This window comes from Bacteroides sp. (genome assembly GCA_036351255.1).
Taxonomy (GTDB): Bacteria; Bacteroidota; Bacteroidia; order Bacteroidales; family UBA7960; genus UBA7960.
In genome coordinates this window covers 1-16,736 of sequence record JAZBOS010000077.1, presented here as the reverse complement: position 1 = coordinate 16,736, position 16,736 = coordinate 1, and the positions used below count along the sequence as shown (strand labels likewise).

Below are 16,736 nucleotides of genomic sequence, written 5' to 3'. Positions count from 1 at the left end.
TATTGTCATTCAACGTTAAGGAAATAGGTTTCAACAAGCGACCGGTAGTAGGGTTTCAGTCCCGGAGGCAGGCTCCGCAGCATCTCTAACTCACGGTTTCTTATCCTATTATACTCAAAAACGTCAACAGGGTTACTAATTTCATAATTTTTTGCAGTGGTAGCTTCACGGCGCTCTTCCTGCTCGCGCTGAAGCTGGGCTCGCTCGTGTTCAAGCAAGCGTGTAAGAATCCTTTGCTGCCGTTGGACGGTCTGCCTGGTAACGTTCCGGTTTACAATATCCAACTCGGTTCGTTCCATATCTCTCATAAGCTGATCAAGGGCACGCCCGTCTTCTCCGCCGGCCTTCATTTCATCCGCAAGCTCCTTTAGTTGATTTCTTATAGCCTCCTGTTCAGCCGCCAAACGGGCCAGTTGCTCGCTCACTGACATAGGCTTTCCGCTTTCACCTGGCATGGGCTGGTGGCCCTGCTGCAATTGTTCGAGCATCCGATTAAGTTGCTCCTGCATTTGCCTCAAACCTGGAAAATCACACTGGCCTCCCCCGCTGTTTTCAGGATTTCCTGAACTGTTCATCGACATCTGCATCTGCATGTTCTGAAGGCTTTCATTCAGCAAAAGGGCCAGGTTATTAATGTGCGTCATCACAAATTGCTGACGGCTTGCCCCTTGATACCTCCGCCGGTTAACCAGTTCATCCAGACCTCTCGCCAGATTCATATTGATCTCCCCGATCTCCCGGTTCACATAGGCTCCGATCTGCATCTGCCTTTTACTCAAAGCCACCAATGAGTCTTCAATCATTTGAAGGTCTTCCTGGATCTTCTTTTGATCCTGGATCAATTCAACATACTGGGGATCGTTCACATTAATGTTCCTGACTTCCAGCAACAGGTTTTCTTGAGAAAAACTGGATTTCAGCAAGTTTTCAAGTATTACTCTAAGTGCCCGGGCATCTTCGGCCAGCTGATCTTCAAACATGCTTTGTTGCATGCTTTCAAGCCTCATGCTGAGATCATCCATTTTCTTTCGACCACTTTGTTGATTGCCTGACGACTGTGGCCTTTGCCCTTGCTGCATTTGCTCAAGGGCTTTCTGTAAATCTTCCATGATTGACTTCTCCAGCTCACTCGTATTATCTATCGGCTGAGGTCGTTGAAGGTCCTGGTTTTTCTCCCTGAATTCCTCAAGCATTTCAGAAAGATTTTCTAGATCTTCATTAATATTCTCTTGATTTTCAATTATCTGTTCATCTTCCAGGTCCGCAGCACCTGTATTTTCAATCTGTTCATCCTGTTCCTCCTTAATGGCTTCCAGTTTGTCAAGGCTTTGCTGAAGCAAACGTTCAAGTTCAAGTTGCTTAAAAAATTCAAGGGCACGATCCATCTGGTTCTCTAGTTGGCTCATCTCAAACTCCATTTCCTCAAGCATTTGGTAGACTTGTTCGCGATTCAGACTATCCAGTTCCTGCCTGATTTTTTCCATTAACTCTTTAAGTTCATCGGAAACAACTTCCTCATACAAACGGTCCAGTTCCTCCTGCTTTTCTTTAATTCTTTCCGAAGTTTCCATAAATTGCTCATCACGCAATTCGTTTCTTTCTTTTATTTCCTTAAGTTCTTCAAAGTTTTCCTGAATACTATGCTGTTTTTCAAGCAATTGTTCCAATGCTTCCCTTTGATCCCAGTTAAGCCTTTCATTTTCAAGCATTTGTTTCCTTATCTGATCTATTTTACGACGGGAATCCCGCACTTCAGATATTCCGGAATCCAAGTCATCTTTAAACTGCTCATTGCTTTTCCTGGATTGGGCAAGCAATTCTTCTTCACTGGGAACATAAAACGAAAACAGGCGACTTCGGCTTGATTTGGACCCATTCACCCCATCGTTATCAAACACAATGAAATAATACTCAACCGATTCCCCAGGATTGATATAAATTGACTGGAGATCAAAATGATGATAAAAGGTTTGATTAAGCAGCTCAGGATCAAAAACCAATTTTTCGGCAATAAATTCCTTTTCATCCTCAGCACCCAGATCAGGATCTTCCACCAAACGATACCGGAATTCAAGGTCTGTAAAACCAAAATCATCCTGAATCAACCCCCGAAAGAACAAATGTGACAATAAGACCGAATCCTGTTGTTCTTCAATCTGGATCTGTGGCCAGGCATCGGGTTTAACCTGAACAAAATATTGAAGTGAGTCCCCTTTTCCTATGTCATCATTCCACGCAAAAACCTCATAATTAAATGATTTCCCAGCCCTATGATTCACCTGGAAAACCCCGGCCTTCATTTCTTCCACATGTTGCTCCTCCCCTTCCAGGAAAAAAGAAACCGAGCCACTTCCCCTGGTATAGAACTCCCAATGAACCCTGGCTCCTTCAGCTACCATCAAATCACCGATATTACTGAATTCCTCCTTGCCAAGACCAGTATAACCAGGGTTTTCTACTTTTACAGTAAAATGGCTAAAGGCAGGTTTTTGCAAAACCCTTAACTCGAAAGGCCCAAATTCAAACCCCTGCGAGTGAATAAAGAATTGAAAGGTTTCCTGCAGGTTACGCACCTTGTGGGTAAACAAGCCTTTACCATCACCCTGCATCAAATATTCCCCTCCTCCATACCGAATCATAGCATCGGCAGGTAACACAGAACCCGGGCTAAGTGCTTCAATGACAAGGTCTTCTCCCTGAAAACCCTGAAGCTCATTTTCAACCTGAAAGGAAAAAGGAGCAGGTTTTTCAAAATAAACATCATAACGGGCTATTCTGCTGGCTGGCTCAAAAAGAAAGGCCGGCTTCACGGTTACAATGCCAAGAAAAATGACAAATGGAATCAGAAAATAAGGCAGATATTTGGTATTACCTTTAAAATCAATGGCATTCAAAAAAGGCACCTGTAAGGCAAACCCAGACTTTTGATTAATACCTGCCAGGATCAGGTCCTTGCCCTCGGGATTATCTTCCAAATAATCCCGCAATTCAAGGGTGTTGGTAATCTTATCACGGATTTCATCCCTGAAGTGTTCACCCACGATCCTTGCGGCCTCAGGGGCGCTGATGCGTTTCCCTATCCGCATAAACCCCGCCAGGGGTCGCAATACATAACGAACCAGCACAAAGAGATTAAAAGCCAGAAAACCATAAAAAAGAATGGAACGTACCAAACTTCCAAAATACCCGAAATATTCCAGCAGCGAAAAAACCAGGAAAATCAAAAGGAAGCCTGCTCCAAAAAGTAAAGCGCCCTTAATGAGTAAATTAAGGTAATATCGCCGGATGAACTGATCCAATTTATCAAGCAATATTTCAAAATTCGCGGCCATATAAATTCCTTTATTCAATGATTGGTAAGGATAAATTTACAAAAAAACAAGGCCCCATCTCCGCAAAAAAACCTTAAATTGCATACTTAATGATTTATAAGCCCCTGATTTATTAACGTACTGATTTCATAATTGATATGGCAAAAAAGAAAGACACCATTAAAGCTGATTTAAGAGAACCTATCGTAGCCCTTTTCAGCAAAAATCGCGATACGCTTTATAATTACAAACAAGTAGCCAAAGCCTTAGGCCCTCTTGGTCAGGAAAACCGAAAGTTCATTTCCGGTGTCCTGTATGCCCTGGCTAAGGAAAATATTCTGCTGGAAGCCTATAAGGGCAAGTTTAAACTTAACCCCCTCTATGCTGAAAAACAGAAAAAAATAGGACCGTTTATTACCGGGCGCGTAGACATGAAACAAACCGGAAAAGCCTATATAATATCCAGTGAACTGCTTGAAGATGTGCTAATTGCACCCAATAATACGGGCTATGCCCTGCATGATGACAAAGTAAAGGTTCGCTTGTTTCCTAAACGGAAAAATCATAAAACCGAAGGCGAAATTATAGAAATCCTGGAACGCCCCAACAAAACCTGGGTGGGCATCCTGCAGGTGGGCCCCAAGTTTGCCTTCCTGGTGCCCGACAGCAAGACCATGCCGGTCGATATTTTCATACCACTCGAACATCTCAATGGTGCCAGAAACGGCCAGAAAGCCATAGCCGAAATCACTGAATGGGCTCCTCCTTCCAAAAACCCTTATGGAAAAATCACTGAAGTGTTGGGCGAACCCGGCGACAATGAAGTGGAAATGCACGCCATCCTGGCACAGTATGGGCTGCCGGCACGCTTTGAAAAAGAAGTAGAACAAGCCGCTGAAAAAATACCCGGAATCATTACCGAAAGCGAAATTGCTCGTCGCGAAGATTTCAGGGATGTCATCACCTTCACCATCGACCCCTTTGATGCCAAAGACCTCGATGATGCCCTCTCGTTCAGAAAATTAAGTGAAAACCTTTATGAGGTCGGAGTCCATATCGCCGATGTGACCCATTATGTCAAGCAGGGAACCATTGTTGACAAGGAGGCCATTAACCGCGCAACCAGCATTTACCTGGTGGACCGTACCATCCCCATGCTGCCCGAGAACCTCTCAAATAACCTTTGCTCACTGAATCCGAATACCGATAAGCTTTGCTATTCAGTGGTTTTCAATATAACTGAAAAAGCAAAGGTGCTGAAATACAGGATTGTAAAAACCATCATTAATACCGACCGGCGCTTTAGCTATGAGGAGGCTCAGAAAATTATTGAAGAGCGGCAAGGACCTCTCAGCGAAGCCATCCTGACCCTCAACGATTTGGCACAAATTTTTCGCTCTCGCCGCATGAAAGAAGGAGCCATCAGTTTCGACAAAGAAGAATTTAAATTCAAGCTCGATGAGAAAGGTAAACCCCTGGAGGTCTATTTCAAAGTACAAAAGGAAGCCAACAAACTGATCGAGGAATTTATGCTGCTGGCCAACAGGACCGTTGCTGAACATATTGGCAAGCCCAGAGGAAAAGCCAAACCCAAGACTTTTGTGTATCGTATCCACGATGTTCCCAACCTGGAGAAGCTGTCCACTCTCTCGGAATTCGTTTCAAAACTGGGATATAAACTCAGGATCGACACAAGGAAAAACATTTCCTCTTCTTTCAACCAACTCCTGGAAGATGCCCAGGGCAAAGGCGAGGAAAACCTCATTGAAACCCTGGCCATCCGCTCAATGGCTAAGGCCGAATACTCAACCCAGAACATCGGTCACTACGGCCTGGCTTTTGCCTTTTACAGCCACTTCACCTCCCCTATCCGCCGTTATCCCGATATGATGGCCCACCGTCTTTTGTTTGACTATGCCAATGGTAAACCCAGTGCTTCTGAGGAATTTTATGAAGAGCTTTGCGTCCAGTCATCTGATATGGAGAAAAAAGCACAGGATGCTGAACGCGATTCAGTAAAACTCAAACAGGTGGAATTTATGTCCGATAAAATTGGGCAGGAATTTGATGGCCTGATTTCGGGCGTCAGCAAATGGGGCATCTTTGTCGAGATCAAGGAAAACAAGGTTGAAGGCATGGTTCGATTAAGAGACCTGGCCGACGATTATTATTACCTGGATGAGGATAACTACCAGGTAATTGGCAATAACAAACACAAAGTGTATAAACTGGGTAGCCCCGTCAGGGTAAGGATCAAGAGTACCGACCTCCTGAAAAAGGAACTTGACCTGGAAATGGTGGAGTAATCGGCCTTTTTACAATGATAAAAATCCCGCTCAAAGGCGGGATTTTTTTTAAAACTTTGTATTCCTTTCCAAGGATCATGCTCATAGTTAATACGGAGTTAATACGGAGTTTATTCGGTTTAAACCGAATAAACTCCGTATTAACTATGACGATGATCTTTTTTATAAAACATAATACTTTGATTATTAACAATTTAATAATTGAAAAAAAATGAACCATCCAGGGGTAGGGGAGAAAGAAAATTGGGTCGGATGGAACATAAAAAAAGGCGGTCAATTTCAAAATTGACCGCCTTCCGAATATGATTAACAGCGCTTTAAATTAAATTCAGGCGGCTGTAAAGTTCTTTGCGGTAAAGGCCTCCAATGGGCAATACCTTCATTTTCCCTTCAATAACCAGGTCGGGATATTTGATAGAGAAAATCTTGTTGAGGTTCACAATAAAGGAGCGGTGAATACGGACAAAATCCTTAGAGGGCAGGATCCGTACCATTTCCTTCATGGTGGTGTGAGTGGTATAACTGTTATCGGAGGTGTTAATCACCACATAGTCTTTCAATGCTTCCACATAAAAAATATCATCAAAATTGATCTTGTTCAGACGATAGTCGGCGCGGACAAAAATGCTGTCTTTCGACTCCTTGTTTTCGATGATGGAATGATACAGATCACGCTCTTTCTTAATGACTTCATCCTTTTCGTGCTTGAAGATGGCCATCTCAATAGTGGTCTGCAGTTCCTTTTCCTTAAAGGGCTTGATAATGTACCCGTAAGGTTCGGTAATTTTAGCCTTGCTTAACGTATTGTCGTCGGCATAAGCAGTAAGGAAAATGACCGGAACTCCGAATCGCTCCTTAATGACATTGGCAGCATCAATACCGGTCATCTGGCCTTTAAGCATTATATCCATCAGGACCAGGTCAGGGCGATTGTCTTCAATTTCCTCTATGGCTTTTTCTCCACTGTTCACAGTGGTCGGTACCTGGTAACCCAGTTTTTTCAGACTGTTCTGAATATCCTTGGCTACAATACTTTCGTCTTCAACAACCAAAATTTTAATTTTTGCCATTTTTCTTCTTTTAAAAAATTTACACAATGTCACTGCTTAAAACACAATACCTTTAAGCCAGTTTGAACTTGTTTTAAGGTTTAAAAAAACTTGATTATAAAGAATTTCCAAATTTACGACTTTTTTTTAATAATCCAATTCAAGTTGGCGCGCCAGCCCAAACATTCAGCTAAATATAATTTTTCAGACCTATTTGGAGCTTAAAAACTTTTTCTATCAATATTAATAATAATAGTTTTTAAAAAATATTTTATGTGTTTATTATCCTGTTCATAAAGTTGAAAAAATTAGGAAAGAAAACTTGATAACCCATGTTATTAAAACTATTTAACACCTTATGAACAGCAGATTTTGAAAATTGGACTGATAAATCAAGGAATTATGAAGATATTAACAAGTTGTTGGAAACAACTGTTGGTGATAAAAAGTGGGTTATGAACAGGAGTATTTTTCAATAATAATGTTGAAAATATGTGCAAATATTATTATAAAAACCCTTGCTTTGCCTTTGGAAATTTATTGAAATTTTCTAAGCAAAAACGGTTTTGAATTTTGCAAATATTTTTACCAAAATTAACGAGCCTGAGGACCCCATTTTATTAACAGTACAATGTTGAAAACCGGAAAATATTGATAATGAATTGAAAGAGTATTTGTGGTTTTCATAAATACCACCGCCCACTTCTCATAAGTAATTAAAAACTAATTTTGTACAATTTCTTTGTAGCTTTGCTATTAACAGACATGAAAAAACTTTATTAACAATGGTAACAAATGGCTTAAGAGTAGCCCTCGGATGTGATCATGCGGGGTTTTTGCTGAAACAGCGCCTGATTCCTTTTTTGGTTGAAAAGGGCTGTAAGATAAAGGACTACGGGACACACTCGGAAGAGAGCTCGGATTATGCCGATCCCGTGCATCCGCTGGCTTCAGCCATTGAAGCCGGTGAGCACGATTTTGGTATTGTCATTTGCGGCAGCGGGAATGGCGTGAATATGACCGCCAACAAGCACCAGGGGATTCGCTCGGCCCTTTGCTGGAAGGTGGAGATCGGACGGTTGGCGCGCCTGCACAACAATGCAAATGTTTTAGCCATGCCTGCACGCTTTATCTCTGAGGAAACCGCGCTGCAAATTACTGACGTATTCCTTAAAACCGACTTTGAAGGTGGACGCCATTCGCGCCGTATCAATAAAATTGCCTGGAAAGACGAAAATGATGATTTCGACCAGGAGGGGGAAGAAATGGAAGACATGCACGATGATGAGCTTTAAACGACCTCATTAGATGCATTAAATATTTGGTTTTCAATGACCCATATACACGCACAGTTTCTCGTTGATAGTGAAAATAAAGCCTTCGACAAGGTTCATCGGGCCACGCTTGCCCACAACATTGGAAAATACAACGAAGCAGTAGTCCAGGGAAAAAAGCAATACAGCAATCTTGAACTGGCACGCCGCCGGGCTGCCATGCGCCGCTACAGGGCCATCGAAAACATGGAGGACCTGCTGAAAGATTTTGAACACCATTTTAGCCGCCACGGAGGAAAAGTTCTCTGGGCGCAGGATGCTGAAGAAGCTCGGAAAGCTGTGCTGGAGGTACTCGAGAAAAATTATGTGAAGCTGGTGGTCAAGTCTAAATCGATGGTCACCGAAGAAATCGGCCTTACCGAATTCCTGGAAAAGAATGGTATTGAAACCATTGAGACCGATCTGGGTGAATACATCGTTCAGCTTAGCAACGACAGGCCTTATCATATCATCACCCCCATCATGCATCGCTCGGCGGCCGATGTGGCAAAAATCTTTCACGAGAAGTTCGGCCTGTCTGAAACTGCGACCCCTGCAGAGATCACTGCATTTGTGCGCGGCACTTTACGCGAGAAGTTTCAAAAGGCGCAGGCCGGGATTACGGGGGCCAATTTCCTTGTGGCCGGCTCGGGCGCAGTGGCACTTACTGAAAATGAGGGCAATGGGGTGCTGTCCATGAGTATGCCCCCAGTGCATATCGTGGTGACCGGTATTGACAAGATCATCCCTTCGCTGGACGACCTGGATCTTTTCTGGCCCCTGCTGGCTACCCATGGCACAGGGCAGCAGGTGACGGTTTACAATTCGCTGGTAAGCGGGCCCCGCCGAAAAGATGAAAGCGATGGACCCACGCAAATGGTGGTGGTATTGGTTGATAATGGCCGCACCCAGCTGTTGTCGCGCATCCCGCAGCGACGGGCCCTGTCGTGTATTCGCTGCGGAGCTTGCCTGAATGCCTGCCCCATTTACCAAAACATTGGCGGACATGCTTATGGAAATGTGTATTCCGGACCCATAGGGGCCGTGATTATCCCGCATATGCGCGGACTGGCTGAATACAAGCACCTGTCGTATGCTTCGAGCCTTTGCGGCAAATGCACGGAGGTTTGCCCCGTGAATATTGATTTGCACCAGCAGTTGCTCAACAACCGTAACCTTAGCGTTCGCGAGGGCCTGAACAGCAAATGGGAAAAGTGGACCATGCGGGGATTTAGGAAATTCATGGGAAAACGCAAGTGGTTTGATATGCCCAAGGCAGGCATGAAAAACCTGGGGATGCAGATGTTCTTTGGAAAATCGTGGGGTAAACGGCGGACGCTGCCCCGTGTAGCCTCCAAATCCTTTCACGACCTCTGGAAGGAGCAGCAATAAAAAACCCGGTCCATGTAAGGAGCCGGGTGGGGGTGGAGAATATCGGGCTCGAACCGATGACCTCTTGGCTGCCAGCCAAACGCTCTAGCCAACTGAGCTAATTCCCCATTTGCAGTGTGCAAAATTAATAGCTTTTCCTGAAATGACCAAATAAAATTTTTTGTGAAGATGAGACGACTTTTCTGCGCTGTGAAGGTGCCCCTGAACGAAGCCCTGGAAGAGGCGATCGAAGCTTTCAGATTGGAGCTGAATGATGCCCAGGTCAGTTGGGTTTCCACTCAAAACCTGCATCTTACCCTGAAATTCTTTGGCGACACCCCCAACCAGCAGGTGGAAAGCATTATTGAAGCCTTGCATCTGAGTGCAGCCAGTTTCCCTCCATTCATTTTTTCGGTGGAAGGATGCGGCACCTTTGGCAGCAACCGCCAGCCCAACGTGATCTGGCTGGGTATTCGCCAAGGCAAACAACTGGAAGCGCTTTACCACAGCGTGAACCAATTTCTTGCGCCCCTGGGTTATGAGCCTGACCGCAAGCTCTTTATCCCTCATCTTACCATTGGTCGTATTAAATTCATCCGGGATACCGTTGGCCTGAGGGCTCTGGAAAGCGAATTAAAAGGCCAGGAATTCGCTAAAGTGCGCACAGGCTCCTTCTACCTTATGGAAAGCTTTTTGAGGCCTCAGGGGCCCTTATATAAGGTTGTGGAGGAATTTAAACTCGGAGAAGGTCACCGGGCTTAATTTTTACAATGGTCAATTAGTCTCAACCTCAACCTTAAACTTTGAACCCCTAACCTTGACCCCCCCCATGTCCCGCTATATTCACAACCTCATCTCCCAGGGCGAGCACCAACAGCTCGACTTTAAGTTCCAGGTAAACGACAGCCGCAAGATTGCCCGCACGCTGGTAGCTTTTGCCAATACTGACGGGGGAAAACTGCTTATTGGGGTGAAGGACAATGGGGTCATTGCCGGGGTACGCACCGACGAGGAATACCATATGATTGAAGCGGCGGCCAGCATGTATTGCAAGCCGGAGATTGACTTTGCCTTCCGCCCCTGGAACATCGACGGCAAGCAGGTATTGGAAATTGACGTTCCTGCCCTAAAAGTGAAACCCGCTTTTGTGTTGACAGAAGAAGACCGCTGGATGGCTTATGTAAGGGTAGGGGACCAAAACATTCTGGCCACCCCCTTGCAGATCAAACTCTGGAAACGCCAGAACAGCGAGCAGGGCACTGTGATAAAATATTCGGATAACGAACGAATCCTGATGTCTTACCTGAACACACACCCTTTCATAACCCTCAGCAAATTCTCGCGCCTGGCCGATATCCCGCGCTATAAGGCCGAGAACATCCTGGTGAACATGATCAGTGCCGGCCTGGTTGAGATCGGCCAGAATGAACGCTATGTGTGGTTTCGCTTAAGCGAAGCAGGGCAGGAGGAAGAGCCTAGCGCCGGCTGATCTTTTGTGTCGTTACTTCCTTGCCATTGATCAGCTGCACCAAAAGGATACCTCTCGGGAAACCATTCATGTCCAGGGTATTCACCCCCGGTTCAAGGTTGATCTCCGTCAGCTTTTTCCCTGTGATATCGAAAACCTTCAGGGTGCTTGCCTCCGTTGCCCGGATGTTCAGACGATCCTGCACGGGATTGGGATAAAATACCGGCGAAGCATGCTGCTGATCGTCAATGCCTACATAAGGATCAGATTCAACCGAAAATGACCATACCAAGGCATCAGGGGCCTCGGGGCCGTTTTCCTGATCTGCCGTTGGGACGATCTTCCAGTACCAGTCTGACTCATAGGGGAGAAGTTCGCTTCCGTCGGAGAACGCGAAGGTATAGCTGCTCTTTTCTTCAATAAACTCAACCCATCCGATCAGGTCTTCTTCCCCAAGCGCTTCAGTTTGGCCCATATACACGTGGAATCCTACAGGCAATGCAAAAGCAACATCGTGCTCATGCTCCCAGGCAAGGCTGGTCAGTTCGGCTTCCACATCCGTGGCTTCATCTGCAGGCAGCGGGTTAAAGGCCGCCAGGGGATAATCGAAGGTTTCCATTTCGGTTGTAAAAGTCCAGATATCCACAACGGGTTCTTCAGGGACTTCTTCGACGCTGGTCGAGGGGATGACCTTCCAGTAGTAAACCGTTTCAAAATCTAGGATGGGCGTTTCGGGCAGGCTGTAAAAATATGCCTGTTGTCCGGTCACGTAAGGAATCCATGGCTCGAAAAGTTCGACGGGATTTTCAAAAGCAACATCGGTAGCCACCATAAGATGAAATCCTGCAGGCTCTAAAGTATTGGGCTGGTTGATGTATTCCCATCCGAAATGAACCAGGTTGACACCAACCTCTTGCGCCATGTTTTCAGGATAAGGGTTCTGGGGGAGGAGCAAGGTAATTTCGGGCAGTTCTTGTGCACCGATGTCCGGGGTTTCTGTGTCGCGTTCAAAACCATCGATATCAAAATCAACCACGATGGGTTCGGTGATGGGCTGGGCATTTTCGCGCACCACGGTGTTAACCATAGGATCGATATGCAGATCGCCTTCTCCCATAAATGCAACGTTTTCAGTAAAGCTGTTCTGGTCTATGGTAGCGGCGGCCGACTGATATTCTTCAAGGGTTTGAGCTAACACAGGGGACGTTGAGTTGTATCCGTAAAACAAGAGATTGCTTGAACCCCCTCCACCGGCATAATAAAGGTTGTTATCTGAATTCGCATCCAGATTGGTAAAGTTATTGGTACTTTTAAAGAAGGCGGCAATTTGTCCTGTTCCACCCAGCGTAGGATTGGCCAGGTTGACGAAAATATTATTTCGCAGATCAACCATGTCGGAGCTGTTGTTCAGATAGAAAGCGGCCGAATGATGAAGTGTACTCAGGGCGTCATATTCCAGCATGACCGTATTGTGGTAGATATAGGCCGAAGCAAACGATCTGACTTCGATACCCTTGCTGACGGGGGCGGTCGATAGCTCAGAAGACGGTGCTGCCACCCCGCTCACCATATTGTTGTAAATATAGGCATCGATATCGGTGCCGAAAAGCATGATCCCCGTAGCGGTTTTATTGGTTCCGCCTGTGGCAGTGATATTGTGCAGTACATTATTGTAAATGTTGTGAATCGATTTACGAGCGTTGATGTACATTCCAAAAATGCTGGTAAAGCCCGAATGGGCATTCACAATACGGTTGTCGTAAATATTGAAGGGATTGCTCAGAAAGTCGCTGGGTAAGCCACTGGTGGTGGAAATGGCAGCCGGTGCAGTGGTTCCGTCGCCGATGCGTTCCATATTACTGATGGTGGTGCCATGAATGGTACCCCCGTTCTGACTGCGAAAATAGACCCCGCAAAACACAATATCGTCAACAAGGCTCTCGCCTTCTTCTGTGCTTCCCACAATATTGCCGTAGCTCATCAGGGTAACATCGCTGGTGTTTCCTTCGAAATAATAACCAAAAGCTGTGTTGCTGACCACATTGTCAATGAACTGGTTATTGTTCATGGCGCCATCAATGTTTGTGGGAGCAATTGCCGCATTTACCATCACCCCCTGGGTTTGATACGGATTATTCTTATCCAGTGTGATGCGAGTGTTTTGTACAGTGTTGTAATGGCAGCCATTGGTGCCCGAAGCATTTTTAAACAAAATACCGGTTTCAAGCAGTCCGTCGGGGTTTTGAATGTCCAGTCCGGAAAGGGTTATATAGTCACTCCCCGAGAATTCGAGTCCGCTTTCCAGGTTGGCAATCGTTCCCGGGAAATTTAACACCGGGCGCTCTCCAACACCATCCCATTCAAAAACGATGGGCGCATCAGCGGTACCCGTGACGGTGAACTGGATCGTCTCAGTATGGTTGTAAACCGCATCTCCGGCCAGAACGAAGGTTACGCCACCTGTTACGGTACCAAATTGATTCAGTGAGTCGGCAGCAACCGACAGATCAGGATAATTGGCTGAAGGGATGTTTCTGGTCCCGGTGATCTGCCCCATCAGGCTGGTGGAGGTAAGGATCAAGGCAAACAAAAAAGTAAAGGTTCTTTTCATAAAAATAGGTTTTATGACAGAGCAGCCGCAATGTTACTAAGGGTTCTCTTTGAACCCATAAAGGTAAGAAATATATTTTTTATCAAAAGCAAAGGGTATTCGCTGCATTCAGGCGTACTGCCGCAGGATTTGCCTGACGCTGCCCAGGTATCCCCCGCCAAAAAGGTTCACATGCACCATCAGGGGATACAACTTGGCAATCTCAAGGCCATCACGCCAGTTGTCTTGCAGGGGGTATTCTTCTTGGTATGCCTTGTAAAAAGCTGGATCGAAACCGCCGAACAGCTGCGTCATCCCCAGGTCCATATAGCGGTGACCGAAATATACGGCGGGGTCAATAATGACAGCTTCCCCATTGGGGCCGGTCAGGAAGTTTCCGCTCCACAGGTCACCGTGTACCAGGGCAGGGGGCTCCTTCGGAAAAAAAGCATCCAGTCTGACAAAAAACTGTTCAAAAAGCGTATCCAGCTGAGCGTCTGTTTTGCCACTTTGCCGTGATAGGCGCAATTGCGGCTCTATCCTTTGGGTCATGAAGAAGTCTTTCCAGGATTCACTGAAAGCATTGGTTTGGGGCAAACTGCCAATATAATTTTCGTGGTCCAGGCCAAAATGCTGTGCCGTATGATTGTGCAGCCGGGCCAAGCCTCGCCCGAAATGTTCCCAGAAGTGCTTTTCCTGCCGCCCGCTTTCAAGATATTCCAGCACCAGGAAGTCATGCTTTCCAGCGGTTCCGGTACTAATTACTTTGGGTACCCTGATCTCATTGGCATCTTCCAGCATCTTCAGCCCGCGCGTCTCTGCCTCAAACATACCAGGGTAACGGCTGCCATGGTTGTATTTCAGGAAATAAAAACCCTGATCCGTCTTCACCACCCGGGCATCATTGATGCACCCGCCTCCGACAGACCGGATCTCCGACAGGACTGGTGCAAGCCCAATTTGCTGTTGGATGATATAACCAAGTTCTTTTTGAATTTCCGAAGGAAGCATTTAGTGTTGTCGGGTTGTCTTTATTAAGAAATCCGAAGGTTTCGGGTCTTAAGTTTAAGTGTTGTTCCGCTGGCCAGCGGATTGGCAAGTTGTCATTGTTGTCATTGTTAAGATCAAAAATCAAAATCCTTAATCCCTGCCAGCCGGTTTACCCGCCGAAGGAGGTCAGGCTGGGTTATTCTAAAATCAAATCATCTTTCTCAACCTCAACCTTAACCTTAACCTCAACCTCAGCCTTAACATTGAACCAGGAACCCCAAACTCCTAACCTTGAACTTTAAACCTTTAACCTAATACGCCCGCTCGTTTCTTCCCTCAATGTAGTTGATGAAGGATCGGTTGACTACTTTATTTCCCCCGGGGGTCGGGTAATTGCCAGTGAAATACCAGTCACCGGTATGTCCCGGGCAGGCGGTATGCAGGTCTTCAATGGTCTGGAATACGATCTCAATGTTGGCTTTCACCTGCGGGGGATGAAGCATTTGGGCTATCTTGGCAGAGATCTCTTCCGGGCGGAAGGGCTTGTAGATGTCTTTCACGCAGTTGGTGGTTTCCTCCCTGGGCAGCATCTCCTGTTCCTTACAGCGCTTGTACACATCGCTGATTACCCCTGCCTGCCCCGTTTCCTTCAGCAGTTCGATGGCGGCGCGGAAGGCAATGAATTCATTCAGGCGCGCCATATCAATGCCGTAACAATCAGGATACCTGATTTGAGGGGCCGAGGAAACAATGACGATCTTTTTGGGTCCCAGCCGGTCAAGGATCCGGATGATACTTTTTTTCAGGGTGGTTCCACGAACAATGCTGTCGTCAATTACCACCAAATTGTCTTCTCCACGGCGGACCACTCCGTAGGTTACATCATAAACGTGGGCTACCAGGTCATCGCGGGCACTGTCGGCGGTAATGAAGGTACGCAGTTTGGCATCCTTCACTGCTATCTGCTCGATGCGCGGGCGAAGGGCCAGGATATTCTCCAGTTTTTCATCGTCCAACTGGTCGCGTGCTTCAATGATACGATCTTTCTTCACCTGGTCGCAAAACTCGTAGAGCCCTTCCACCATGCCCGAAAACGCCGAAATGGCTGTATTGGGAATGTAGGAGAAAATGGTGTTCTCCAGATCGTGATTGATGGTGTTAAGAATAGCTGGCAGCAGTTGACGTCCCAGCCGCTTGCGTTCCTGGTAAATGTCGGCATCCGTTCCCCTTGAGAAATAGATGCGTTCAAAGCTGCAGGCTGCTTTTTTCTGGGGCTCACGGACGGGCACCTCGGTTGTGGTGCCATCCCGTTTAACAATCAGCGCATGACCCGGTTGCAACTCCTGCACCAGCTCAAGTGGTACATTGAAAGCTGTCTGAATGGCTGGGCGTTCACTGGCAGCCACCAGAAAATCGTCGTTGCGGTAATAAAATGCGGGCCGTATCCCTGCCGGGTCGCGCATCACGAACGAGTCGCCATGTCCGAGCATCCCTGCCACTACATAACCGCCATCCCAGTGCTTGCTGGCGTTCTTCAGCACATTCTGCAAGTCCAGGTGACGTGCAATCATTGGTGAAATAGCTTTTTTCGTATGGCCCTCTGCCTTGAATTTGCGGTACAGATCTTCATTCTCTTCATCGAGGAAGTGTCCCACCTTTTCAAGGATGGTCACCGTATCGCTGGTCTCATTGGGATGCTGCCCGATGTTCACCAGGCTGTCGAACAACTCATCCACATTGGTCAGGTTAAAGTTGCCCGCGATCATCAGGTTTTTCGACATCCAGTTGTTTTCCCTCAGGAAGGGATGTACGGCATCGATGCTGTTGTTGCCAAAGGTGCCATAGCGCAGGTGCCCCAGGTACAGCTCCCCGAAAAAGTCCATGTTGTGCTTCAGCCAGTTCACATCACCCAGGCGCTCGGGGTGATTTTCACCCACTCGTTCAAGGCTGTTGTTGATATGGTCGAAGATAAACTTGATGGGGTTGGGATCATTGCTGCGCATACGGGTCATATAACGTTCCCCGGGAGGCACCCCAAACTTAATGCAGCCCACCCCAGCGCCATCCTGACCCCGGTTGTGCTGCTTTTCCATCAGCAGATACAGCTTGTTTAAACCGTAAAACGCACTGCCATAGTGTGATACATAATACTCCAGGGGCTTCAGTAGCCTTAACAGCACTATGCCACATTCGTGCTTGATCGCATCACTCATCAGAGGGGGTATTAAAATGCAAAGGTAAAAAAGATTGAAGTTATCCCTAGCCCTTTTTGATCAGGAGTTGAGAAAGAGCCAGGTTAAATATTCATAGTTCCTGGTTCAAGGTTTAAAGTTAAGGC

General features: G+C 46.4%; 10 protein-coding genes and 1 tRNA gene. 5 read left to right on the top strand and 6 right to left on the bottom strand.

Features of this window, described 5'->3' with window-relative positions:
* Positions 1-5: 5 nt before the first annotated feature.
* Complete coding sequence (locus V2I46_06870) at positions 6-3,332, bottom strand: hypothetical protein (GenBank protein MEE4177216.1); 3,327 nt, start codon at positions 3,330-3,332, stop codon at positions 6-8.
* Positions 3,333-3,469: 137 nt separating this feature from the next.
* Here V2I46_06870 and rnr point away from each other — a divergent pair, with 137 nt between their 5' ends.
* Positions 3,470-5,617 (top strand): ribonuclease R, encoded by a 2,148-nt coding sequence (rnr, locus tag V2I46_06865; protein MEE4177215.1) that lies wholly within the window; start codon positions 3,470-3,472, stop codon positions 5,615-5,617.
* A 317-nt stretch (positions 5,618-5,934) separates the two neighbouring features.
* On the opposite strand, the gene V2I46_06860 is transcribed toward rnr, so the two are convergent.
* Positions 5,935-6,687 (bottom strand): response regulator, encoded by a 753-nt coding sequence (locus tag V2I46_06860; protein MEE4177214.1) that lies wholly within the window; start codon positions 6,685-6,687, stop codon positions 5,935-5,937.
* Positions 6,688-7,451: 764 nt separating this feature from the next.
* Here V2I46_06860 and rpiB point away from each other — a divergent pair.
* Together rpiB and V2I46_06850 are read left to right on the top strand one after the other, a co-directional pair.
* Entirely contained in the window at positions 7,452-7,961 is a 510-nt protein-coding gene (rpiB, locus tag V2I46_06855) for a ribose 5-phosphate isomerase B (protein MEE4177213.1), read from the top strand.
* A gap of 36 nt (positions 7,962-7,997) precedes the next feature.
* Positions 7,998-9,371 carry a lactate utilization protein B gene (locus tag V2I46_06850; GenBank protein MEE4177212.1) on the top strand — a complete coding sequence of 458 codons (1,374 nt, stop codon included), beginning with the start codon at positions 7,998-8,000 and terminating at the stop codon, positions 9,369-9,371.
* A 33-nt stretch (positions 9,372-9,404) separates the two neighbouring features.
* On the opposite strand, the gene V2I46_06845 is transcribed toward V2I46_06850, so the two are convergent.
* Positions 9,405-9,478 (bottom strand) — tRNA-Ala (locus tag V2I46_06845).
* A 61-nt stretch (positions 9,479-9,539) separates the two neighbouring features.
* Between V2I46_06845 and thpR the strand changes: the two genes are divergently transcribed.
* Positions 9,540-10,112, top strand: a complete 573-nt coding sequence (gene thpR / locus V2I46_06840) for an RNA 2',3'-cyclic phosphodiesterase (GenBank protein ID MEE4177211.1) — start codon at positions 9,540-9,542, stop codon at positions 10,110-10,112.
* Between the two features lie 67 nt (positions 10,113-10,179).
* Positions 10,180-10,839 carry an RNA-binding domain-containing protein gene (locus V2I46_06835; GenBank protein ID MEE4177210.1) on the top strand — a complete coding sequence of 220 codons (660 nt, stop codon included), beginning with the start codon at positions 10,180-10,182 and terminating at the stop codon, positions 10,837-10,839.
* On the opposite strand, the gene V2I46_06830 is transcribed toward V2I46_06835, so the two are convergent.
* The 3 genes from V2I46_06830 to V2I46_06820 all read right to left on the bottom strand — a co-directional run bounded on the left by V2I46_06830 (position 10,826) and on the right by V2I46_06820 (position 16,611).
* A complete protein-coding gene (locus tag V2I46_06830) occupies positions 10,826-13,429 on the bottom strand; it encodes a T9SS type A sorting domain-containing protein (GenBank protein MEE4177209.1) in 2,604 nt (867 codons plus the stop codon). The two genes, V2I46_06835 and V2I46_06830, sit on opposite strands and share 14 nt — an antisense overlap.
* 108 nt (positions 13,430-13,537) lie before the next feature.
* Positions 13,538-14,419: a fructosamine kinase family protein gene (locus V2I46_06825; GenBank protein MEE4177208.1), complete on the bottom strand. Its 882-nt coding sequence runs from the start codon at positions 14,417-14,419 to the stop codon at positions 13,538-13,540.
* Between the two features lie 290 nt (positions 14,420-14,709).
* The gene (locus V2I46_06820) at positions 14,710-16,611 is read right to left on the bottom strand and encodes an amidophosphoribosyltransferase (GenBank protein MEE4177207.1); all 1,902 of its coding nucleotides are present in this window, start codon (positions 16,609-16,611) and stop codon (positions 14,710-14,712) included.
* Positions 16,612-16,736: the final 125 nt, after the last annotated feature.